Origin of the sequence: Mesorhizobium sp. M5C.F.Cr.IN.023.01.1.1 (assembly GCF_003997585.1) — a bacterium.
GTDB classification, from domain to species: Bacteria; Pseudomonadota; Alphaproteobacteria; order Rhizobiales; family Rhizobiaceae; genus Mesorhizobium; species Mesorhizobium wenxiniae.
Window position 1 is genome coordinate 1 of record NZ_RZSU01000048.1, and the last position, 17077, is coordinate 17077.

16 protein-coding genes are annotated in these 17077 nt (G+C 61.6%); 10 read left to right on the top strand and 6 right to left on the bottom strand.

Features of this window, described 5'->3' with window-relative positions; translation table 11 throughout:
* The 4 genes from EOA78_RS19425 to lptF form a co-directional block, all read right to left on the bottom strand.
* Positions 1 to 578: peptidylprolyl isomerase (locus tag EOA78_RS19425; protein WP_164783826.1), on the bottom strand; the 578-nt coding region annotated here is incomplete at its 3' end.
* Between the two features lie 236 nt (positions 579 to 814).
* The gene (locus tag EOA78_RS19430) at positions 815 to 3232 is read right to left on the bottom strand and encodes an LPS-assembly protein LptD (protein WP_164783827.1); all 2418 of its coding nucleotides are present in this window, start codon (positions 3230 to 3232) and stop codon (positions 815 to 817) included.
* Positions 3232 to 4314, bottom strand: coding sequence for an LPS export ABC transporter permease LptG (gene lptG / locus EOA78_RS19435; RefSeq protein ID WP_127316528.1), 1083 nt, complete (start codon positions 4312 to 4314; stop codon positions 3232 to 3234). The genes EOA78_RS19430 and lptG overlap by 1 nt, the downstream gene beginning before the upstream one ends.
* A 16-nt stretch (positions 4315 to 4330) precedes the next feature.
* On the bottom strand, positions 4331 to 5533 hold the full coding sequence (gene lptF, locus EOA78_RS19440; RefSeq protein WP_127316529.1) for an LPS export ABC transporter permease LptF: 1203 nt from the start codon (positions 5531 to 5533) through the stop codon (positions 4331 to 4333).
* 168 nt (positions 5534 to 5701) lie between these two features.
* Between lptF and EOA78_RS19445 the strand changes: the two genes are divergently transcribed.
* Genes EOA78_RS19445 through EOA78_RS19455 form a run of 3 tightly spaced genes read left to right on the top strand, consistent with a single transcriptional unit; the run spans position 5702 to position 8069 of the window.
* Positions 5702 to 6034, top strand: a complete 333-nt coding sequence (locus EOA78_RS19445) for a hypothetical protein (RefSeq protein WP_127316530.1) — start codon at positions 5702 to 5704, stop codon at positions 6032 to 6034.
* Positions 6035 to 6088: 54 nt separating this feature from the next.
* Entirely contained in the window at positions 6089 to 7600 is a 1512-nt protein-coding gene (locus tag EOA78_RS19450; protein ID WP_127316569.1) for a leucyl aminopeptidase, read from the top strand.
* 19 nt (positions 7601 to 7619) lie between these two features.
* Positions 7620 to 8069 (top strand): DNA polymerase III subunit chi, encoded by a 450-nt coding sequence (locus EOA78_RS19455; RefSeq protein WP_127316531.1) that lies wholly within the window; start codon positions 7620 to 7622, stop codon positions 8067 to 8069.
* Between the two features lie 129 nt (positions 8070 to 8198).
* Here the strand turns inward: EOA78_RS19455 and EOA78_RS19460 are convergent, their stop codons facing one another.
* Together EOA78_RS19460 and EOA78_RS19465 are read right to left on the bottom strand one after the other, a co-directional pair.
* A complete protein-coding gene (locus tag EOA78_RS19460; protein ID WP_127316532.1) occupies positions 8199 to 8921 on the bottom strand; it encodes a haloacid dehalogenase type II in 723 nt (240 codons plus the stop codon).
* Between the two features lie 193 nt (positions 8922 to 9114).
* Positions 9115 to 9603 (bottom strand): RidA family protein, encoded by a 489-nt coding sequence (locus tag EOA78_RS19465; protein ID WP_127316533.1) that lies wholly within the window; start codon positions 9601 to 9603, stop codon positions 9115 to 9117.
* 196 nt (positions 9604 to 9799) lie between these two features.
* Here EOA78_RS19465 and EOA78_RS19470 point away from each other — a divergent pair, with 196 nt between their 5' ends.
* The 7 genes from EOA78_RS19470 (at position 9800) to ugpC (ending at position 16927) form a co-directional block, all read left to right on the top strand.
* Positions 9800 to 10492: a TetR/AcrR family transcriptional regulator C-terminal domain-containing protein gene (locus EOA78_RS19470; protein ID WP_127316534.1), complete on the top strand. Its 693-nt coding sequence runs from the start codon at positions 9800 to 9802 to the stop codon at positions 10490 to 10492.
* Positions 10493 to 10724: 232 nt separating this feature from the next.
* On the top strand, positions 10725 to 11465 hold the full coding sequence (locus EOA78_RS19475) for a FadR/GntR family transcriptional regulator (RefSeq protein WP_127316535.1): 741 nt from the start codon (positions 10725 to 10727) through the stop codon (positions 11463 to 11465).
* Positions 11462 to 12637, top strand: a complete 1176-nt coding sequence (locus EOA78_RS19480; protein ID WP_127316536.1) for a PLP-dependent transferase — start codon at positions 11462 to 11464, stop codon at positions 12635 to 12637. Before EOA78_RS19475 ends, EOA78_RS19480 begins: the two co-directional genes overlap by 4 nt.
* A 27-nt stretch (positions 12638 to 12664) precedes the next feature.
* The gene (locus EOA78_RS19485) at positions 12665 to 13924 is read left to right on the top strand and encodes a sugar ABC transporter substrate-binding protein (RefSeq protein WP_127316537.1); all 1260 of its coding nucleotides are present in this window, start codon (positions 12665 to 12667) and stop codon (positions 13922 to 13924) included.
* 103 nt (positions 13925 to 14027) lie between these two features.
* Positions 14028 to 14963, top strand: coding sequence for a sugar ABC transporter permease (locus tag EOA78_RS19490; RefSeq protein WP_127316538.1), 936 nt, complete (start codon positions 14028 to 14030; stop codon positions 14961 to 14963).
* Between the two features lie 19 nt (positions 14964 to 14982).
* A complete protein-coding gene (locus EOA78_RS19495) occupies positions 14983 to 15816 on the top strand; it encodes a carbohydrate ABC transporter permease (RefSeq protein WP_127316539.1) in 834 nt (277 codons plus the stop codon).
* A gap of 10 nt (positions 15817 to 15826) precedes the next feature.
* Positions 15827 to 16927, top strand: a complete 1101-nt coding sequence (gene ugpC / locus EOA78_RS19500) for a sn-glycerol-3-phosphate ABC transporter ATP-binding protein UgpC (protein WP_127316540.1) — start codon at positions 15827 to 15829, stop codon at positions 16925 to 16927.
* The last annotated feature ends 150 nt before the right edge of the window (positions 16928 to 17077 follow it).

A 17077-nucleotide genomic window follows, 5' to 3' on the forward strand; every position in this document is an offset into this window, starting at 1 on the left:
CGCTTGGACAGCGTAGCGCTGCGCTCGGCCGCCGGCACGACGAAAATGACCTGCTGCAGCATGTACTCCATGGCGGTCGGCTTGGTGCCGCCATTGTCGAGCATGCGCCTGACCACGTCCTGCTCGCTCAACGCGCCGCCGCTCTTGGAGCGATGGCGCGCGGTCAGCGCCTGGTTCCAGGCCATCTGGGAGCGGATGAACTCCTTGAAATGTTCCTTGCCGACGCCGGACTGCGCCATGACGCCGTCGAGTTGTTTGAGCTGCATCTTGTTGGTCGTGGCAAAGCGCTGATAGGCAGCGTCGACCTGGGCGTCGCTGATGCGGATCCCGAGACGCCTGGCTTCGGCGACGCGCAGCGTCTGCTCGATCATTTCCTCGGCAGCGTCGCCTTTCTTGCGCTGCAGGCGCAGGAAGGCAGCCCGATGCTGGATGTCGCCGGTCGTGATCGGTACGTTGTTGACGACGTATTTGATCTGGCTGGCTAAGGCCGGCGGCGTCATCACTGTGATCGAGGCCGAGGTAGCCGCCACCAGCAGCGTGAACCCTGCCGAAAAGAGGTATTTCCTCATCGAAAGCATCCCAATATTATCTCGGTTCCGGCCCAATTCTATCCCATTTTGAGGGAGCTGGAATCCGTGCCTGCCCTATGCGGCGAAACGATGTCGTTAGAAGTGATGTGCGTCCAATAGGACGCACAAGATACGCTCTAACACTTTGAATCTACGCATCGTGCTTTCCGAAAATTAATTCCGATTTTCGGGCCGATGCGTTGGCCGGCCGCCCGTTCCGCCCGTCTGTAATTGGCAGGCGCCTGCTACTGGACAGCGTTGAAGGAGCTTTGTGTCGAGCCGAAATCGCCGAGCGTGCGGAACGACAGGTTGAAACCGATGTTCTGCGACACTTCCTTGGTGCTCAGGTCGCGGGATTCCGAGAATGTCATCAAGTAGGTGAAACATGAATCGCTATAGGCAAAGCCGACCCCGTCCTTAACCAGGACACTTTGCTCCAGATCGTAGGTGCCGGTACCGAAGACACGCCAGTTCTCTGCAAGTTGCGTCGAGGCGCCAAGCGTGACCTCGTGACGATCGGTCGTGAAGCCATAGAGCGGCTGCGCCTGGATGAAGGCGTATTTGGCGCTGAACGAAATCGGCAGGCCGGAATAGGCTGCCTTGACCTCGGCGCGGCGAACCTCGAAGCTCTGCTCGTCGAAACGGCCGCTGATCGAGCCGGAAAGCCCGCTGGGGCTGTTGAAGCCGACGAGACCGACATAATCGGAGGTCGCGGTCTCAAGGCCCGAATCGGCGCCGACGTTGACCAGGTCCGGCGCGGCGAAGGAGTTCTGGCCGTCAAGCTGGTACGATTGGCCGAACAGCGCGTTGGTGCTCCAGCCATTGTCATAGGCGCCGGAATAGCGCAGCCCGACATTGGCGCGCGTGCCGCCTTCCAAGCGGTCGTAACCGGAGAACTTGTCGCGCTCGAACAATGTTGTGGCGTCAAAGACGAAGCTCTGCGCGTCCTCGTTGGGAACAGCGAGGCCGCCGACATACTGCTCGTTCGGACGCACGAACACCTGCGCCATCGGCTCGAAGATGTGGCTGGAACTGGTCGACGAGAACAGCACCGGCCAGCGCATTTCCAGCCCGGCGGTCGCCATGAAGCGGGCGAGCGACGATCGCATATCGTCGTCGACGCTGAGGTTAGACGCCATCTGATTGATGGCATTGAGCGATCCCGAAGAGGCATTGACATAGCCGGCGTCGCCGCGCAGCGCCAGCAGCGGCGTCAGCAGCAGCCCGCCATCGGTGGTGAATGTGCGCTTCCATTCCGCTTCGGCGGTGAGACGGCCCGACTGGCCCTCGATGCCGCGGACACTGGTGACGGACGCAGCGTTGTTCGGATCGGCAAGGACCCTGTCCAGCCTGTCTCGGCTGATGGCCTGCGCGTTTACATTGAACGACAACTGCCCGCCGCCCACTGCCATGTCTGGGATGTAGGCGTAGTCGAGCGAGGGCAGCACCCAGGGCTGCTTGCCGGCGCGCGCGGTCGGATCGTCGGAGAGCGTCTCTTCCTGGACCTCGAAGCGCATGGCGCGCACGTCGAAATAGTTGCGGCCGTTGAGGCCGGTCAGGTAGATCGAGGAGCGATGCACACTGTCGTTGAAGTCTTCGATGGCGTAGGTGCGCGAGAAGTTCTTGTCGGTCTGCAGCAGGACATCCCAGCCGAAGTCCCAGCGCGGATTGATGGCGAACTGGCCCTTGGTGCCCATCATGCCGCGGAATTTGTTCGGGTCGCCGGCCGTCCCTGAATCAACATTGTGCCCGTCGCTGTCGATGAACTCGTCGGGATCCACTTGCCGGATGCCGGCGATCTTCAGGCTGTACTGGCCGTTGTTGAAGCGCTGACGCCAGTCGGCTTCGCCGAGAAAGCCCTGCTTGGTGTAGCCGCTGCCGGTGACGGTGAGATCGTAGGTTGGTGAGAGAGCGAAATAATAGGGGACTTTGACGCCGACGCCGAGATCGCTCTTGTAGGAGATGCCAGGGATCAGGAAGCCGCTCTTGCGCTTGACGGTCGGGTCGGCAATCTCGAAAGCCGGCAGATAGGCGAGCGGAAAGCCGAAGAACTCGAAATTCGAATTCTCGAAGCGAACCGTCTTCTTCTCGCCGTTCCAGATGATTTTTCTGGCCTTGATGCGCCAGGTCGGCGCTTTGTCGGGTTTGTCCTCGCACGGCTCACAGGCCGTGTAGACGCCGTTGTGGAACGTCGTCAGCACGCCGCCCATGCGTTCCGCGCTTTCGGCGGCGAAATAGGCCTTGTCGACGGTTTCGACACGCAGCGCGTTGACGAAGCCGTCGGCGAAATCGTCGGTGATGTCGACGTGCTGCGAGTAGATCTTGCTGCCGTCGCTGTTGACGACCTCGACATTGCCGCTGGCGACGAGCCGCTTGGTGTTGCGATTGTATTCGACCCGCTGGGCGACGAGGCGGTTGCCGCCGTAATCGATCTGCACGCCGCCGACGGCCGTCACTGTCTGGTTGTCGTTGTCATAGACCAGCGTATCTGCCGCCAGCAGCATTTGCGAGCCGGCGGGGACGTCGGCTGCCATGTCGCTGATATCCTGGGCAAAAGCCGGGATACTCGGGACGACACAAGCGAGCAGGCATGCCAAGGCGCTCGCCCCATAGAGGCGCGCCAAACCGGCCTGCCTATGGATGCGCAAAACTGCCCCCCTCACTAGCCGTCTTCCTTGTACAGCAAGAAAGTCACCCCGTAGAACATAGCCACGACAACCGGAACCCATGCAGCCACGACTGTGGGTACGAATCCCGCCACGCCGAATGCCTTGACCAGCACCGTCACGACATAAAGCAGAAACCCGGCCAGGACGCCACCCAGAATCATCGTCGCGGATTGTCCCATCCTCGCAAATCGCATCGACACTGTTGCGGCGATCAGCGTCATGGCGACGAGAAGGAACGGCAGCGCCACCAGCGAATGGAACTGCATGGCAAAGGCATTTGCCTTGAGGCCGAAGGAGCGGGCAACCTCGATCTTGCCGGGCAGATTATAGAAAGGGATGGTTTCCGGGCGCGCCAGCCGCTCTTGCACGAATTCGGGCTTGAGATTGGTCGGCACCCGGTCGCTTGCCACCGATTGGATATTGCCGTCCCGGAAAACCTTGACGTCCTGCAGTTCCCAGTAGCCATCCCGCAAAAAGGCGTGCGCCGCGTCCTTGCGTTCGACGATGTCGCCTTGCGGGTTGAAGGCGAAGAAGACGGCATCGGCCATCTCCAGGCCCTGATTGAGAATGGCGCGCGCGCCGATGATGGTATCGCCGGAACTGGTCTTCTGCCGGATCCAGGGCTCGGCGTCGGCCGAGACGGTGTTCGACTTGCCGGAGCGGAGCTGGGTTTCGATTTCTTCAGACCAGGAAAACGCATGCGCGGCGATCGGATTGATGACGCCGACCGACAACACCCCGAACAGCAGCGCCCCGATGCAGCACGGCAGCAGGAATTGCCAGGCGGACACGCCGGCGGAGCGCGCGATGACCAGTTCATACCTGCGATTGAGCGAGACCAGTGTCGCCATCGCCGAGAACAGGCCGACGAACGGCACCGTCTGCAGCATGATCATCGGCATTCGCAACCCTGAAATGGCGAACGCCGTGCCGTAGGTGAAACCCGGCAAGCCGGTCGTGCGGCCGGAAAGTTCGGTGAAGTCGATCAGGAACACAAGCGCCAGCAGGCCGATGAAGAACCAGATGGTGATCGTCACGTAGCGGAAGAAGAAGTATCTACCCAGAGTCCAGCCCATTAGCGTATCCAGCCCATTAGCCGGCCCCTTGGCCAGAAGCGCCGCGCCTGGCGAAGCGGAGCTTCAGGGCGCTCCAGCCGCCACTGAAGCGGCCGGCGAAATTCGTCATCCAGTCGGCCCAGGCGACCGGCAGTTCCATGGTCCGGTTTGAGACGATGAACCATGTCGCGACCGCGGACGCCACGATAGGAACGCCGTAGACCATATAGGCGTATTGCGGAACGTTGTCGGCCTTGCCGGCGGCAAAGAAACCGAGCCAGCGCACGAAAAGCGCAATCGCGATCGACGTGATCAGCGGATGAATGCGCGCCTCGCGATGGGAGCGCGCGTCTCCCGCGACCCCAAGCGCGATCAGCGCGAAGACGAGTGAATAGGACCATTCGGAAAAACGCTGGTTGAGTTCGGCCAGGTACTTGTTCGGCTTTTTCTGGAACACCTTGTCGTTCGGACTGGGATTGAGCAGGTACTGGGTCGTCCGGTCCTTCGGCAAAAGCAATACGTCCGATGAGGCTGACATGAAGGCGGACAGGTCGAAGGCATAGGAGGTGAACCGGATGACCGAAAGATCGCCGGCCAGCGTCTCGCGATGGATGACGCCGTCATTCATCATCAGCACTTTCTCGTCGCCGTTTTCGATGATGGCGCCGGTCTTGGCATAGTAGACGAGGTTGGCGCCTTCTTCGCGCGAGTCGGCGACGAAGATGCCGCCGAGGCGGTTGTCCGGAAGCCGCTCGCCAATCTGCAGGAACAGGCCGTCGTCGATCTTGCGGAAGGTGCCTTCCTGGATGATCAGCGACAACAGATCGGCGCGCGACGACGCCACCAGCTCGCGGTTTTTCTGTCGTGCATAGGGATCGACGCCGTTGTCGACGGCGAACGAAAAGACGCTGGCCGCCAGCGCCAGGAACATGACCGGCCTGACGATGGTCCAGCGCGAAGCGCCCGCTGCGTTCAAGACGGCAAGCTCAGAATCGGAATTCATCGCGCTCAGTGTCTGAGCGACCGCGACCACCAGGGCGAAAGGCACGACGATCGGGACGATCGACGGAATGATCAGCGCAGCGACCTCGAAGAAGGTCAGCACCGACTGCCCGCTGTCGGTGACGAGGTCGATGCGGGCGAGCACCTGCGTCGTCCACACGATCGCCAGCGTCCAAATGAGCGCTGCCAGGAAGACCGCCAACGCACGACGCATGATGTAGCGTTCAACGACCTTCATGAAGGCTTTTCTCGATTTTGCCGAACGGCATCATGCCTCCGGACAAGGTAGTCGCCCGGCGACGCCTGTACAACCGGTCGGTTGGCGGTTCGATCTGGTTCCGTCCCACATCGATATTTCCGGTGGGCCGGAGTGTCGGCGGCAATGGATAAGAAAGGGCGAACATCAATGGTTAACAACACGTTGCGGCAGGAAAGCGGGGCCGTGCCGCGACGAATCGCCATCGATTCCATCCGCCATATGGGATCGGATTCCGGCAAAGTCTTGCCAAATGCCGGAAAACGACCAAATGTCGCGCCGATCACGGTTATGGCCGCCGTTGCTGCGACAGGTACAGGCATGGAAGCAGAAGTAACAGAAGCAGCCAAGCCGGCCAAGCATTCGCGGTTGCTTCGCCAATGCCCGAATTCAGGCCAACGCAATCGCGCAGCAGATCGTCAGGCAGGGGCGATGATTGAAAATTGGGGTGGTGCTTCCGGTCGGAAACAGCCAAATATCTAGTTTCATCAAGGCACTCTCCCAAAAACCCAACGCCGTTCCCGAAAGCAGGACATGATGACTTCGAGACCTTCGATCGCCTTCGCCAAATTCGCAGCGCCTAAAAAGGGCAGTGTCTTCGTGCTGGCGGCCAACGATGGCGGTCTCGGCGACGCCGCAAAGGCTTGCGATCCGGCAAAGACCCTGGAGCGGGCGTTCCCGGTGGCCGACTTTTCCGGCAAATTCGCCGGCTTGGTCGAAGTGCTGGCGCCCGAGGGCACATCGCTCGACCGGCTGGTGGCGGTCGGCGCCGGCAAGGTCTCGGGACTCGACGATCATGCCTGGCTCAAGCTTGGCGGCACCATCGCTGCATCCTTGCGCAAGGCGACGGAGGTGGCCGTCGTGCTCGATCTTCCGGGTACTGACGTCGGCGGCAGGCAAGCGGCACAGCTTGCCGCGGGCATCCTTCTGCGCAGCTACGCTTTCGACAAGTACAAGACGAAAAAGGACAATGGCGATGGCCAGCGCGATGGCAAGAAGGCCGAGCTCAAAAAGCCCGTCAAGGTGACCATCCACACCACCGATCCGGCGGCCGCGAAAAAGACCTTCGCCGACGAGGCGGCGGTGATCGACGGGGTTCTCCTGGCGCGCGATCTGGTCAATGAGCCGGCCAATGTACTCGGGCCGGTGGAATTCGCCGCCCGCGTCAACGAACTGGAAGCGCTCGGCGTCACGGTCGAGATCCTGGTCGAGAAGGAGATGAAGAAGCTCGGCATGGGCGCGCTGCTAGGCGTCGCGCAAGGCTCGCCGCGTGGCGCCCGCCTGGCCGTCATGCGATGGGACGGCGGCAAGGCCAAGGACAGCCCGATTGCCTTCGTCGGCAAGGGTGTCACTTTCGATACCGGCGGCAACTCGATAAAGACGGCGTCCGGAATGGAGGACATGAAGGGCGACATGGGCGGCGCGGCCGCCGTGACCGGGCTGATGCACGCGCTGGCAGCCCGCAAGGCCAAGGCCAATGTCGTCGGCGTCATCGGGTTGGTGGAAAATGCCGTTGACGGTCATGCGCAACGCCCGGGCGACATCGTCACTTCGATGTCGGGCCAGACCATCGAGGTGCTCAACACCGACGCCGAAGGCCGCCTCGTTCTGGCCGATGCGCTGTGGTACTGCAACGATCGCTACCAGCCGAAATTCATGGTCAATCTGGCAACGCTGACCGGCGCCACCATGGTCGCGCTCGGCCAGCACTATGCCGGCCTGTTCTCCAACAATGACGAACTGGCGAACAGGCTGACGAGCGCCGGGCAGGCGACGCAGGAACGCGTGTGGCGGATGCCGCTCGGCACCGAATACGACAAGCTGATCGATTCGAAAAATGCCGACATGAAAAACATCGGCGGCCGCTACGGCGGCGCTATCATCGCCGCACAGTTCCTGCAGCGCTTCGTCAAGGATACGCCCTGGGCGCATCTCGACATTGCCGGCACGGCGATGGGCGCGCCGTCCAACGAGATCAACCAGTCATGGGCCTCCGGCTTCGGCGTCAGGCTGCTCGACCGGCTGGTGCGCGACAATTACGAGGGGTGAGGCCTTTCAAGGCGCAATCATGGCCGACGTGCTGTTCTATCACCTGACCGAATCGACTCTGGAGGATGCGCTGCCCGGCCTGCTCGAGCGCAGCGTCGATCGTGGTTGGCGCGCCGTGGTGCAGACCGGCACCGAGGAGCGGCGCGACGCGCTGGACCAGCATCTTTGGATCTTCACGGACGATTCCTTCCTGGCGCATGCGACGGATCGCGAATCCTACCCGGCCGAGCAGCCGATCCTTTTGACAACCGGCCATGACAATCCGAACGAGGCGCAGATACGCTTCCTGGTCGACGGCGCGGTGCCACCTGAGCTTGTCGGTTATGAACGCGCCGTGTTCATGTTCGACGGCCACGATGCGGCCCAGGTCGAGGCGGCGCGCACGCACTGGAAGACGATGAAGGAAGCCGGCCACGTGGTCACCTACTGGCAGCAGACGTCAGACCGGCGCTGGGAACGCAAGGCGTAAAGCTGCCGCGTTGGCTATCCTCAACCTGCGATCAGATCGCTGAGCAATTGGGGTCACCATGCCGAAGAGAGCGTCGGACCGAAATTGGGAGAACCCTGGAGGGGGTGGTTTGCTGATCGTTGAGACGCGCTACAACTGAAGCCGTTCAGCCAAGTCAATGAAGTCGCTGGCCACCAAGTCCCAGGCTTGATCGGGGTGCAAGTCCGTGGTCTGCGCTAACCCGTGCTCGGTCGGACGCGGGACAAAGGCTGTTCGTAGTCCGCATGCCCGAGCCGCTGCAAGGTCGCCATTGTGGGCGGCCACAAGACAGATCTCATCCGGCTTCATTGCCAGCACGTCAGCGGTGCGAAGATAAGCTTCCGGCATCGGCTTGTACGCTTGCACGACTTCGGCGCCGAGGATCGCATCCCAGGGGATGCGACTACGCTTCGCCATGTTGAGCATGAGGACGATGTTGCCGTTCGAGAGCGGCGCGATGATATAGCGGACCTTCAGCCGCGTGAGGCCAGCCACCGCGTCCGGCCATGGCTCCAATCGGTGCCATGCCAGGTTCAGTTCGTCCAGTTCGGAGGCTGGCACCGAAGCCGGGTCGATCCCGAATTCCGGCAAAACAGCTTCCAAATTCTCCCGATGCAGCACGTCGAGACGTGTAAAGGGCCGCCGGCCGCTGCACACCTCCTCCATCGCTGGCGAGTAACGGCGGCGCCAGGCATCCGCGAAAGCGGTAGGAATGGCCGTTCCGGCTCCATACCGCTTCAGGAACGGTTCAGCTTCGCGCGCCACGCCGCTGCGCCAATCGACGACAGTGCCGAATACGTCGAAGACCAAGGCACGTACACCATCCAAGACCATTACATTCGGCTCCTCGATCCGCACAACTGCATACCGTCGCATTCGGGTGGCGAGCGCCCCTTGCGGCTGTCGCAAAAATCGGTCGCGAAACACCACTTTTGCGAGGGCATTTGCGACAGGCAAACCATTGACTGGATGGACAGGGTGAAACTATCGCGAAGCTTAGGATATTTGCGAAAGGCGATCGGCACCACTACTCCAGAATGACGACGGCTTCCACCTCGAAGAGCATGGGGTCAATTGCAAGTTTGGGCACGGGAATCATGGTCTGCGCCGGCAGCGCCTCGCCGAATATTTTCTTGACGTTCTTGGTCAACACCTCAAGCTTCGACATATCGTGATCGACCACGAAGACCGTGAGCTTTGCGACCTGATCCGGCCTGGCACCGAGCGCATCGAGGGCGGTGCGCAAATTTGCGTAGGCCTGCTCGACCTGGACAGCGAAGTCGGGCGACAAGGCTCCCGTACTGTCTTGGCCGCCCTGTCCGGAGATGTAGGCCACCCGGGCTTCGCGGGGCGTGATCACCGCCGTGCTGTAGCCGTTCGGCGACGGGTCGTACAGGTTTTGTGGATTGACGATGGTCAGCTTGAGATGGTTCTCATTCGCTGTCGTCGTAGTGGGAACTCCGATGGTCATGATGATTAGCCCTCCGGTAAGCAGATGCTTGATTGCGCGTGACATGATTTTCTTTGGCTTTGCGGACTGCGAGCAACGTACCCTCGCGGCCGGCATGATTGAACTTTAACCGTATCGCCTATTACGATGAGTCGTGCGACGTACGAGTCATCCTATGGTACACCGTACGAGTCAATCATCCAAGATCGACATTCCTTGCGTTGCCGGTCAAAATCGACGTTCTCAACAGCGAGGAAGACGGATGGCAGCCAAACGTACCGGCGCCCGGAGCAAACGGTCTCAACCGATAAGTGAGTGGCTCCAGCCCACGCAGGCGCGCAGTGAACCGCCGCTCTCTCGGGAACGCATCGTAGCGACCGCGGTAGAACTGCTGGACGCGCAGGGAGTCGACGGATTGACGATGCGTCGGCTGGCCGATCGCCTCGGCTCGGGCGTGATGAGCCTGTATTGGCACGTCGACAACAAAGAGGATGTCTTTGATCTGGCGCTCGACTCGGTGCTCGAATATCGCGGGCCGCCACAAATGGGTGAGTCTCAAGACTGGCGCGGAGAAGTCGTTCATATGCTTGAAGACTGGCGCGTCAGCATGCTGCGCCATCCTTGGTCGGCATCGCTGTTGCCGCGCCGGGCGCTCGGCCCGAACATGCTCAGCCGCCTGGAACTGCTAAGCAAGACCTTGTCCAGAGCCGGTGTAGCGGACGCAGATCTGAACGTCGCGATATGGTCGCTCTGGAACTATGTGATGGGCGCCACCATCACCCGGGCGAGCTTCGATCTCTCGGACGACGACAGGGTCGCCGCGCAGCAGCGCCTTACACGTCTCAGCGAACGTTACCCCACAATCGAACGCTCTCGTCTGCTTTTGGACAACGATTGGGACGGCGCTTTCCGGAAAGGCCTCGGCTTTCTGCTCGATGGCCTCTCTCCAAGATGAGGCTGAACGGTAGCTTTGGGACTCAAAGCCACTGTCGCAAAATCCCGATTAGAACGACAGTTTGCACCTGATTTTTGCGACGTCGCATCAAAAGCCTTTGCGGCAAGGTTCAAGGTTCCACAAGTGGGTCGTGAGCCGAAATGCAAGCTGAGACACTGTTCTGGCACTTGACGAAAGGTCGGCCGCGCGCAATTCTGCTAAGATGTCAGACCAATTTTGGACGTAGGTACCCATGCGAGCGCGCGGCGAACTGCCCGGGGCACCTGGCACGCGTGTGGCAATCGCCACGCTCCCGCCGTTGGACCGCGGCAAGCAGGTTATGGAAGCGCTAGCCGATTATGTCGAGCGCGCGGCGCTGAAGAGCGGTGACCGTCTTCCGACCGAACGCGAATTGATGGCCGCGCTTTCCGTCGGGCGCTCGACGATCCGCGAGGCGATGGGGCGTTTCGAAGCGCTCGGCGTCACCGAGACCCGCAAAGGCAGCGGCACCTATCTGCTGAAGCCGATATCCGTCGGCACGATCCATTTGCCGCTGTCGCTCGATACGGCAGAGCTGCGCGATGGCCTCTTGCACACCCTCGAGGTACGCCGCGGCATCGAGGCCGAGGCAAGCATGGTCGCGGCGCGGCGGCGCACAGTCGACGATCTGCGGACGATCGAGGAAAAACTCGTCGAGATGGAGCGCGTCCATCTCGCCACGGGCACGTCGGGTCCGGAAGACTTGGCCTTTCACCTGGCCGTCTACGACGCCACGCACAACCCGCTTTTCCGCCAACTCCTGGGGCAGATGCGCGATGCGTTCGAGCGCTTCTGGGACCATCCTTTCGACCGGCAGGATTTCGCGCGGCGATCGTTCCCGTATCACCGCGAGCTGTTCGATGCCATCGTCGCCAGGGACGCGGAGCTGGCGCGCGGAAAAACGCTGAAGATCCTCGAGATAGTGGAAGAGGATATCGAGGAAATGTCGAAATGAACGGTGCCGATTTTTTCGACCAGGCGTCGCTGATCGCCGCCCATGACGAGGGCAACGCCTTCGATGCCGTCGTTCCGCCGATCGTGCAGACCTCGCTCTTCACCTTCCCGAACTATGACGAGATGCTCGAGACATACCGCGGCGAAAAGGTGCGGCCGACCTACACGCGCGGGCTGAACCCGACCGTGCGCACGTTTGAGGAAATGCTGGCAAAGCTGGAGGGCGCCGAGGACGCGATCGGTTTTACAAGCGGCATGTCCGCCATCTCGTCGGCAGTGCTGAGCTTCGTCGAGCCGGGCGACCGCATCGTCGCGGTCAGGCATATCTACCCGGACGCGTTCCGACTGTTCGGGACGCTGCTCGCGCGCATGCGCATCGAGGTGACCTATGTCGACGGGCGCGACGAGGCGGCTGTCGCGAGCGCCCTGCCTGGCGCCAAGCTGTTCTATATGGAAAGCCCGACCAGCTGGGTCATGGAAACGCATGACATCGGTGCACTCGCTGCGCTGGCAAAATCCCGTGGCATCCCGACCATCATCGACAACAGCTGGGCCAGCCCGGTCTTCCAGCGGCCGCTGTCGCTCGGCGTCGACGTTGTGGTCCACTCCGCATCCAAGTATCTGGGTGGCCACAGCGATGTGGTGGCCGGCGTGGTCGCGGGCTCGAAGGACTTGATCGGCCGCATCCGCGGCGAAGCCTATCCATATCTCGGCGGCAAGCTGTCGCCATTCGACGCCTGGCTCTTGATCCGCGGCTTGCGCACGCTGCCGATCCGCATGCGCGCGCATCAGGCCTCCGGCCTCGAAATCGCACGGCGCCTGCAGGATCATCCGATCGTCGAGAAGGTCTGTCATCCGGGGCTGGCCAACCAGCTTCCTGCGGGGCTCACCGGCACGTCGGGCCTGTTCTCATTTGTCTTCCGCGACGGCATCGATATCCGCACGTTTGCCGACCGCCTCAAGCTGTTCAAGCTGGGCGTGTCCTGGGGCGGCCACGAAAGCCTCATCGTGCCCGGCGAGGTCGTGCTGCAGCAGAAGGCCCAACCCAATTCCGCGATGGCGTTCGGCGTCCATCCGCGGTCCGTGCGTCTCCATGTCGGCCTTGAGGGAACCGAGGCGCTGTGGAGTGACCTGGAAACGGCGATCGACGCCGCTTCCGAAGAAAAGACCTGAAGCAACCAGACAAGAAGGGAACGGAAAATGAAGAAGCTTCTTATCGCCGCATTCGCCACCGTACTGATGTCGGGTGCTGCACTCGCCGACACGACGCTGAAGCTCGTGGAGGTGATCACCAGCCCCGAGCGCACCGAAACCCTGAAATCAATCGTCTCCAAATTCGAGGCTGCCAACCCGGGCACGAATGTCGAAATCATCTCGCTGCCATGGGGCGAGGCGTTCCAGAAATTCGCGACCATGGTGTCCGCCGGCGAAATCCCCGACGTCATGGAGATGCCGGACACCTGGCTCTCGCTCTATGCCAACAACGGCCTTCTCGAAAGCCTCGAACCCTATCTTGCCAAATGGGAGCACACCTCGGGCCTCACCGATCGCGCGCTCGAACTCGGCCGCGACGTGAACGACACCGCCTACATGCTGCCCTACGGCTTCTATCTCCGGGCGATGTTTTACAACAAGAAGCTGTTCCAGGAGGCTGGTGTCGCCGAGCCGCCCAAGACGATGGACGAGTTCGTGGCGGCGTCGGAAAAAGTCTCCAAGCTTCCGGGCAAATATGGCTACTGCCTGCGCGGTGGACCGGGCGGCCTCAACGGCTGGATCATGTTCGGCGCAACCATGGCCGGGTCCAACAAATTCTTCAACGATGATGGCACCTCGACGATGAACAGCGAAGGCTGGATCAAGGGACTGACCTGGGTCGTCGATCTCTACAAGAAGGGACTGGCGCCGAAAGACAGCGTCAACTGGGGCTTCAACGAAATCGTCGCCGGATTCTACACCGGCACCTGCGCAATGCTTGATCAGGATCCGGACGCACTGATCGCGATCGCCGAGCGGATGAAGCCGGAAGACTACGGCGTCACGACCATGCCGAAGGGGCCAGGCGGCAAGACGTTCCCGACCATCGGCTATGCCGGTTGGTCGATGATGGCGGCCAGCCAGAACAAGGACCTGTCCTGGAAGCTGATCGAAACGCTCGAAGGGCCCGAGGGCAACGTCGAGTGGAACAAGCGCACTGGAGCGCTGCCGGTCCACAAGTCGGCCGAAAAGGATCCCTTCTACTCAAGCGAGCAGTTCAAGGGCTGGTTCGCCGAACTCGAGGACAAGGATGCAGTGCCGACGGTCATGCCGACCTATCTCGAGGAGTTCGCCTTCTTCAAGGACTCGATGGTCATCAAGACCAGTCAACAGGCCCTGCTCGGCGATATCACACCCGAGGAAATGGCCAACCAGTGGGCCGACTATCTGACCAAGGCGCAGCAGAAATACCTGGCCAAGAAGTAAACGGCGGACCTAGAGCATCGGAGCCGCCCATCGTGGGCGGCTCCGATAGATCTCATCCATGGTCGATTGGAAGGATGGCCAATTGGAACGAAAGCGTTAGCTGATGGTTTTTGACGCCACCGCCGGGTTCACGGAACCGCGCCGCCGGTCGCTGGTCGAACGGATCACGCGCCATGCCGAGCCGTATCTTTACACCGCCCCGGCGCTGATTCTGATCGTCACCATCATGCTGGCGCCGCTGGTGCTAGGCCTGTCCTACGCCTTCCGCGACGTGCACTTGCTCAACCCCTTCTCTGGCGGCTATGTCGGGCTCGATCATTTTCGCACCCTCTATGACGACGACAATTTCTATCGGGCGCTGCGCAATACGCTGTGGTGGACCGGCGCATCCGTCTTCCTGCAATTCGTGTTCGGCCTGGTCCTGGCGCTGTTGCTCGACCGGCCGTTTGCCGGCCGCGCCATCGCGCAGGCGCTGGTGTTCCTGCCCTGGGCGGTGCCGACCTTCCTCACCGGGCTCAACTGGGCGTGGCTGTTCAACCCCGTCATCGGACCGCTGCCGCATTGGCTTTATGTGCTCGGCCTGATGAGTGAGCCGGCCAACATCCTTTCCAATCCGCAGCTCGCCATGTGGGGACCGATCATCGCCAACGTCTGGTGGGGCATTCCCTTCTTCGCCATCACGCTGCTGGCGGCGCTCCAGGCCATCCCGCGCGACCTCTACGAGGCGGCGGCGATCGACGGCGCCGGCGCGGTCAGGCGGTTCACGTCAATAACGTTGCCATTCCTTGCGCCGACCATTGCGATCACTGTGCTGTTGCGCACCGTCTGGATCGCGAACTTTGCCGACCTGATCATCGTCATGACCAGCGGCGGCCCAGCCGACCGCACGCAAATTGTCGCGAGCTACATCTTCACGCAGGCTTTCAGGGCCCTTGATTTCGGCTATGCCTCGGCCATTGCGCTGGTGCTGCTCGTTCTGCTGCTCGCCTATTCGATGCTGATCGTCATGCTTCGGCAAGTCCTGATGGATCGGGCTTGATGGATCGGGCGATGACCAGATGAACAGGTATTCGATTTTCGGCACCGCGCTGCACCGCCTGGCGATCCTCTGCTACGTGGTCTTCGCGCTGTTCCCGCTGTTCTGGCTGTTGAAAGTATCGGTGACGCCGAACGATCTCCTCTATTCGGAGGGCGTGCGGATGTGGCCGTCGCGGATGAGCTTTGAACATTTCCGCTTCGTGCTCGCCCACAGCGCATTCCCGGTCTTCTTCAGGAACAGCATGATCGTTGCCGGCGCAACGGCCGTGATCGTGACGCTGCTCGCGTCTCTCTCTGGCTATGCGTTGTCGCGCTTCACCTTCCGCGGCAAATACTGGCTGGTCGCGCTGATGCTGCTCACCCAGATGTTTCCATTGGTGATGCTGGTCGCGCCGATCTTCAAGATGCTCTCGCCGCTCGGGCTGACCAACAGCCTGACCGGGCTGGTCGTCGTCTACACCGCCTTCAACATCCCTTTCGCGACGTTCCTGATGCAGTCGTTCTTCGACGGCATTCCCAAGGAGCTGGAGGAGGCGGCCAAGATCGATGGCGCTACGCAGTTCATGGCATTTCGCCAGATCATCCTGCCGTTGACGCTGCCGGGCATTGCGGCGACGCTGGGTTTTGTGTTCACCGCCGCATGGAGCGAACTGCTGTTCGCGCTGATGCTGATTTCGGGCAACAGCGCCGCCACGTTTCCGGTCGGTCTGCTCACCTTCGTGTCGAAGTTTTCGGTCGATTTCGGGCAGATGATGGCGGCCGGCGTGCTGGCACTGATCCCGGCCTGCCTCTTCTTCCTGTTCATCCAGCGCTATCTGGTCCAGGGCCTGACGGCTGGCGCGGTCAAGGGCTGAGTGAGGGTTCATGGCATCGATCGACATCCGCAACGTCCGCAAGAATTTCGGCATCGTCTCCGTGCTGCACGGCGTCGATCTGGCGATAAAGAACGGCGAGTTCGTGGTGCTGGTGGGCCCGTCGGGCTGCGGCAAGAGCACGCTGCTGCGGATGATCGCCGGGCTCGAGGAGGTGACCGAAGGTGAGATCCGGATCGACGGCATGCGCGTCAATGAGCGGGCGCCCAAGGACCGCGACATCGCCATGGTGTTCCAATCCTACGCGCTCTACCCACACATGAACGTCGCCGAGAACATGAGCTATGGCCTGCGGATCCGGAAGGCCGCCCACGAGAAGATCACAGCCGCTGTCAGCAATGCCGCCCGGAAGCTTGAGCTGCAGCCGCTGCTTGCGCGGCGGCCGAAGGCACTGTCGGGCGGTCAGCGCCAGCGCGTCGCGATGGGCCGCGCGATCGTGCGCCAACCCAAAGCATTCCTGTTCGACGAGCCGCTGTCCAATCTCGACGCGCGCCTGCGTGAGCAGATGCGGGCAGAGATCAAGAAGCTGCACCGCGATCTCGGCGCGACCTCGATCTATGTCACCCACGACCAGATCGAGGCGATGACACTGGCCGACCGGATCGTCGCCATGCATGAGGGCGTGGTGCAGCAGGTCGGCAGCCCGCTGGAGCTTTACGACCGCCCTGCCAACCTGTTCGTGGCCGGCTTCATCGGATCGCCGGCCATGAATTTTCTGTCGGCACGCTATGAGGTCGGCGCAGGCACGGCCGGCGCACGATTGCCTGACGGAACGCTGATTGGGCTTTCGTCTGGTTATCAACTGGAGGAAGGCGCGGCGGTGACGCTCGGCATCCGGCCGGAGCATGTCGAGATGTCGCCGGCCTCGGAGAGCAGCCTGAGGGCGACGGTCGACCTGATCGAGCCGACCGGCTTCGGCATCATCCTGCATCTCGGCCTGCACGGCCTGCCATTCAATGTCTTCACGCTCGACCGGGTGGCGCTGACGGCCGGCCCGACGGTGACGGTGGCGTTCCCGCCGCAGCATCTGCATTTGTTCGATGAGACGGGAAAGCGCGCATTGGAATCGAGCCTCCAGAAGGGGAAGGGCTGATCCTCCTTATCGATCGCTCAGATCATTCGGATTCTCCCAAAACCGGTTCCCACTCTCAGGTCCCATGTTATTGTCTATCTTGGCACCGCCGAATTCGATACGACGTCCGAGCTCGGCCTCGACATGCTCTTGGACGAAATGGAACGCGCC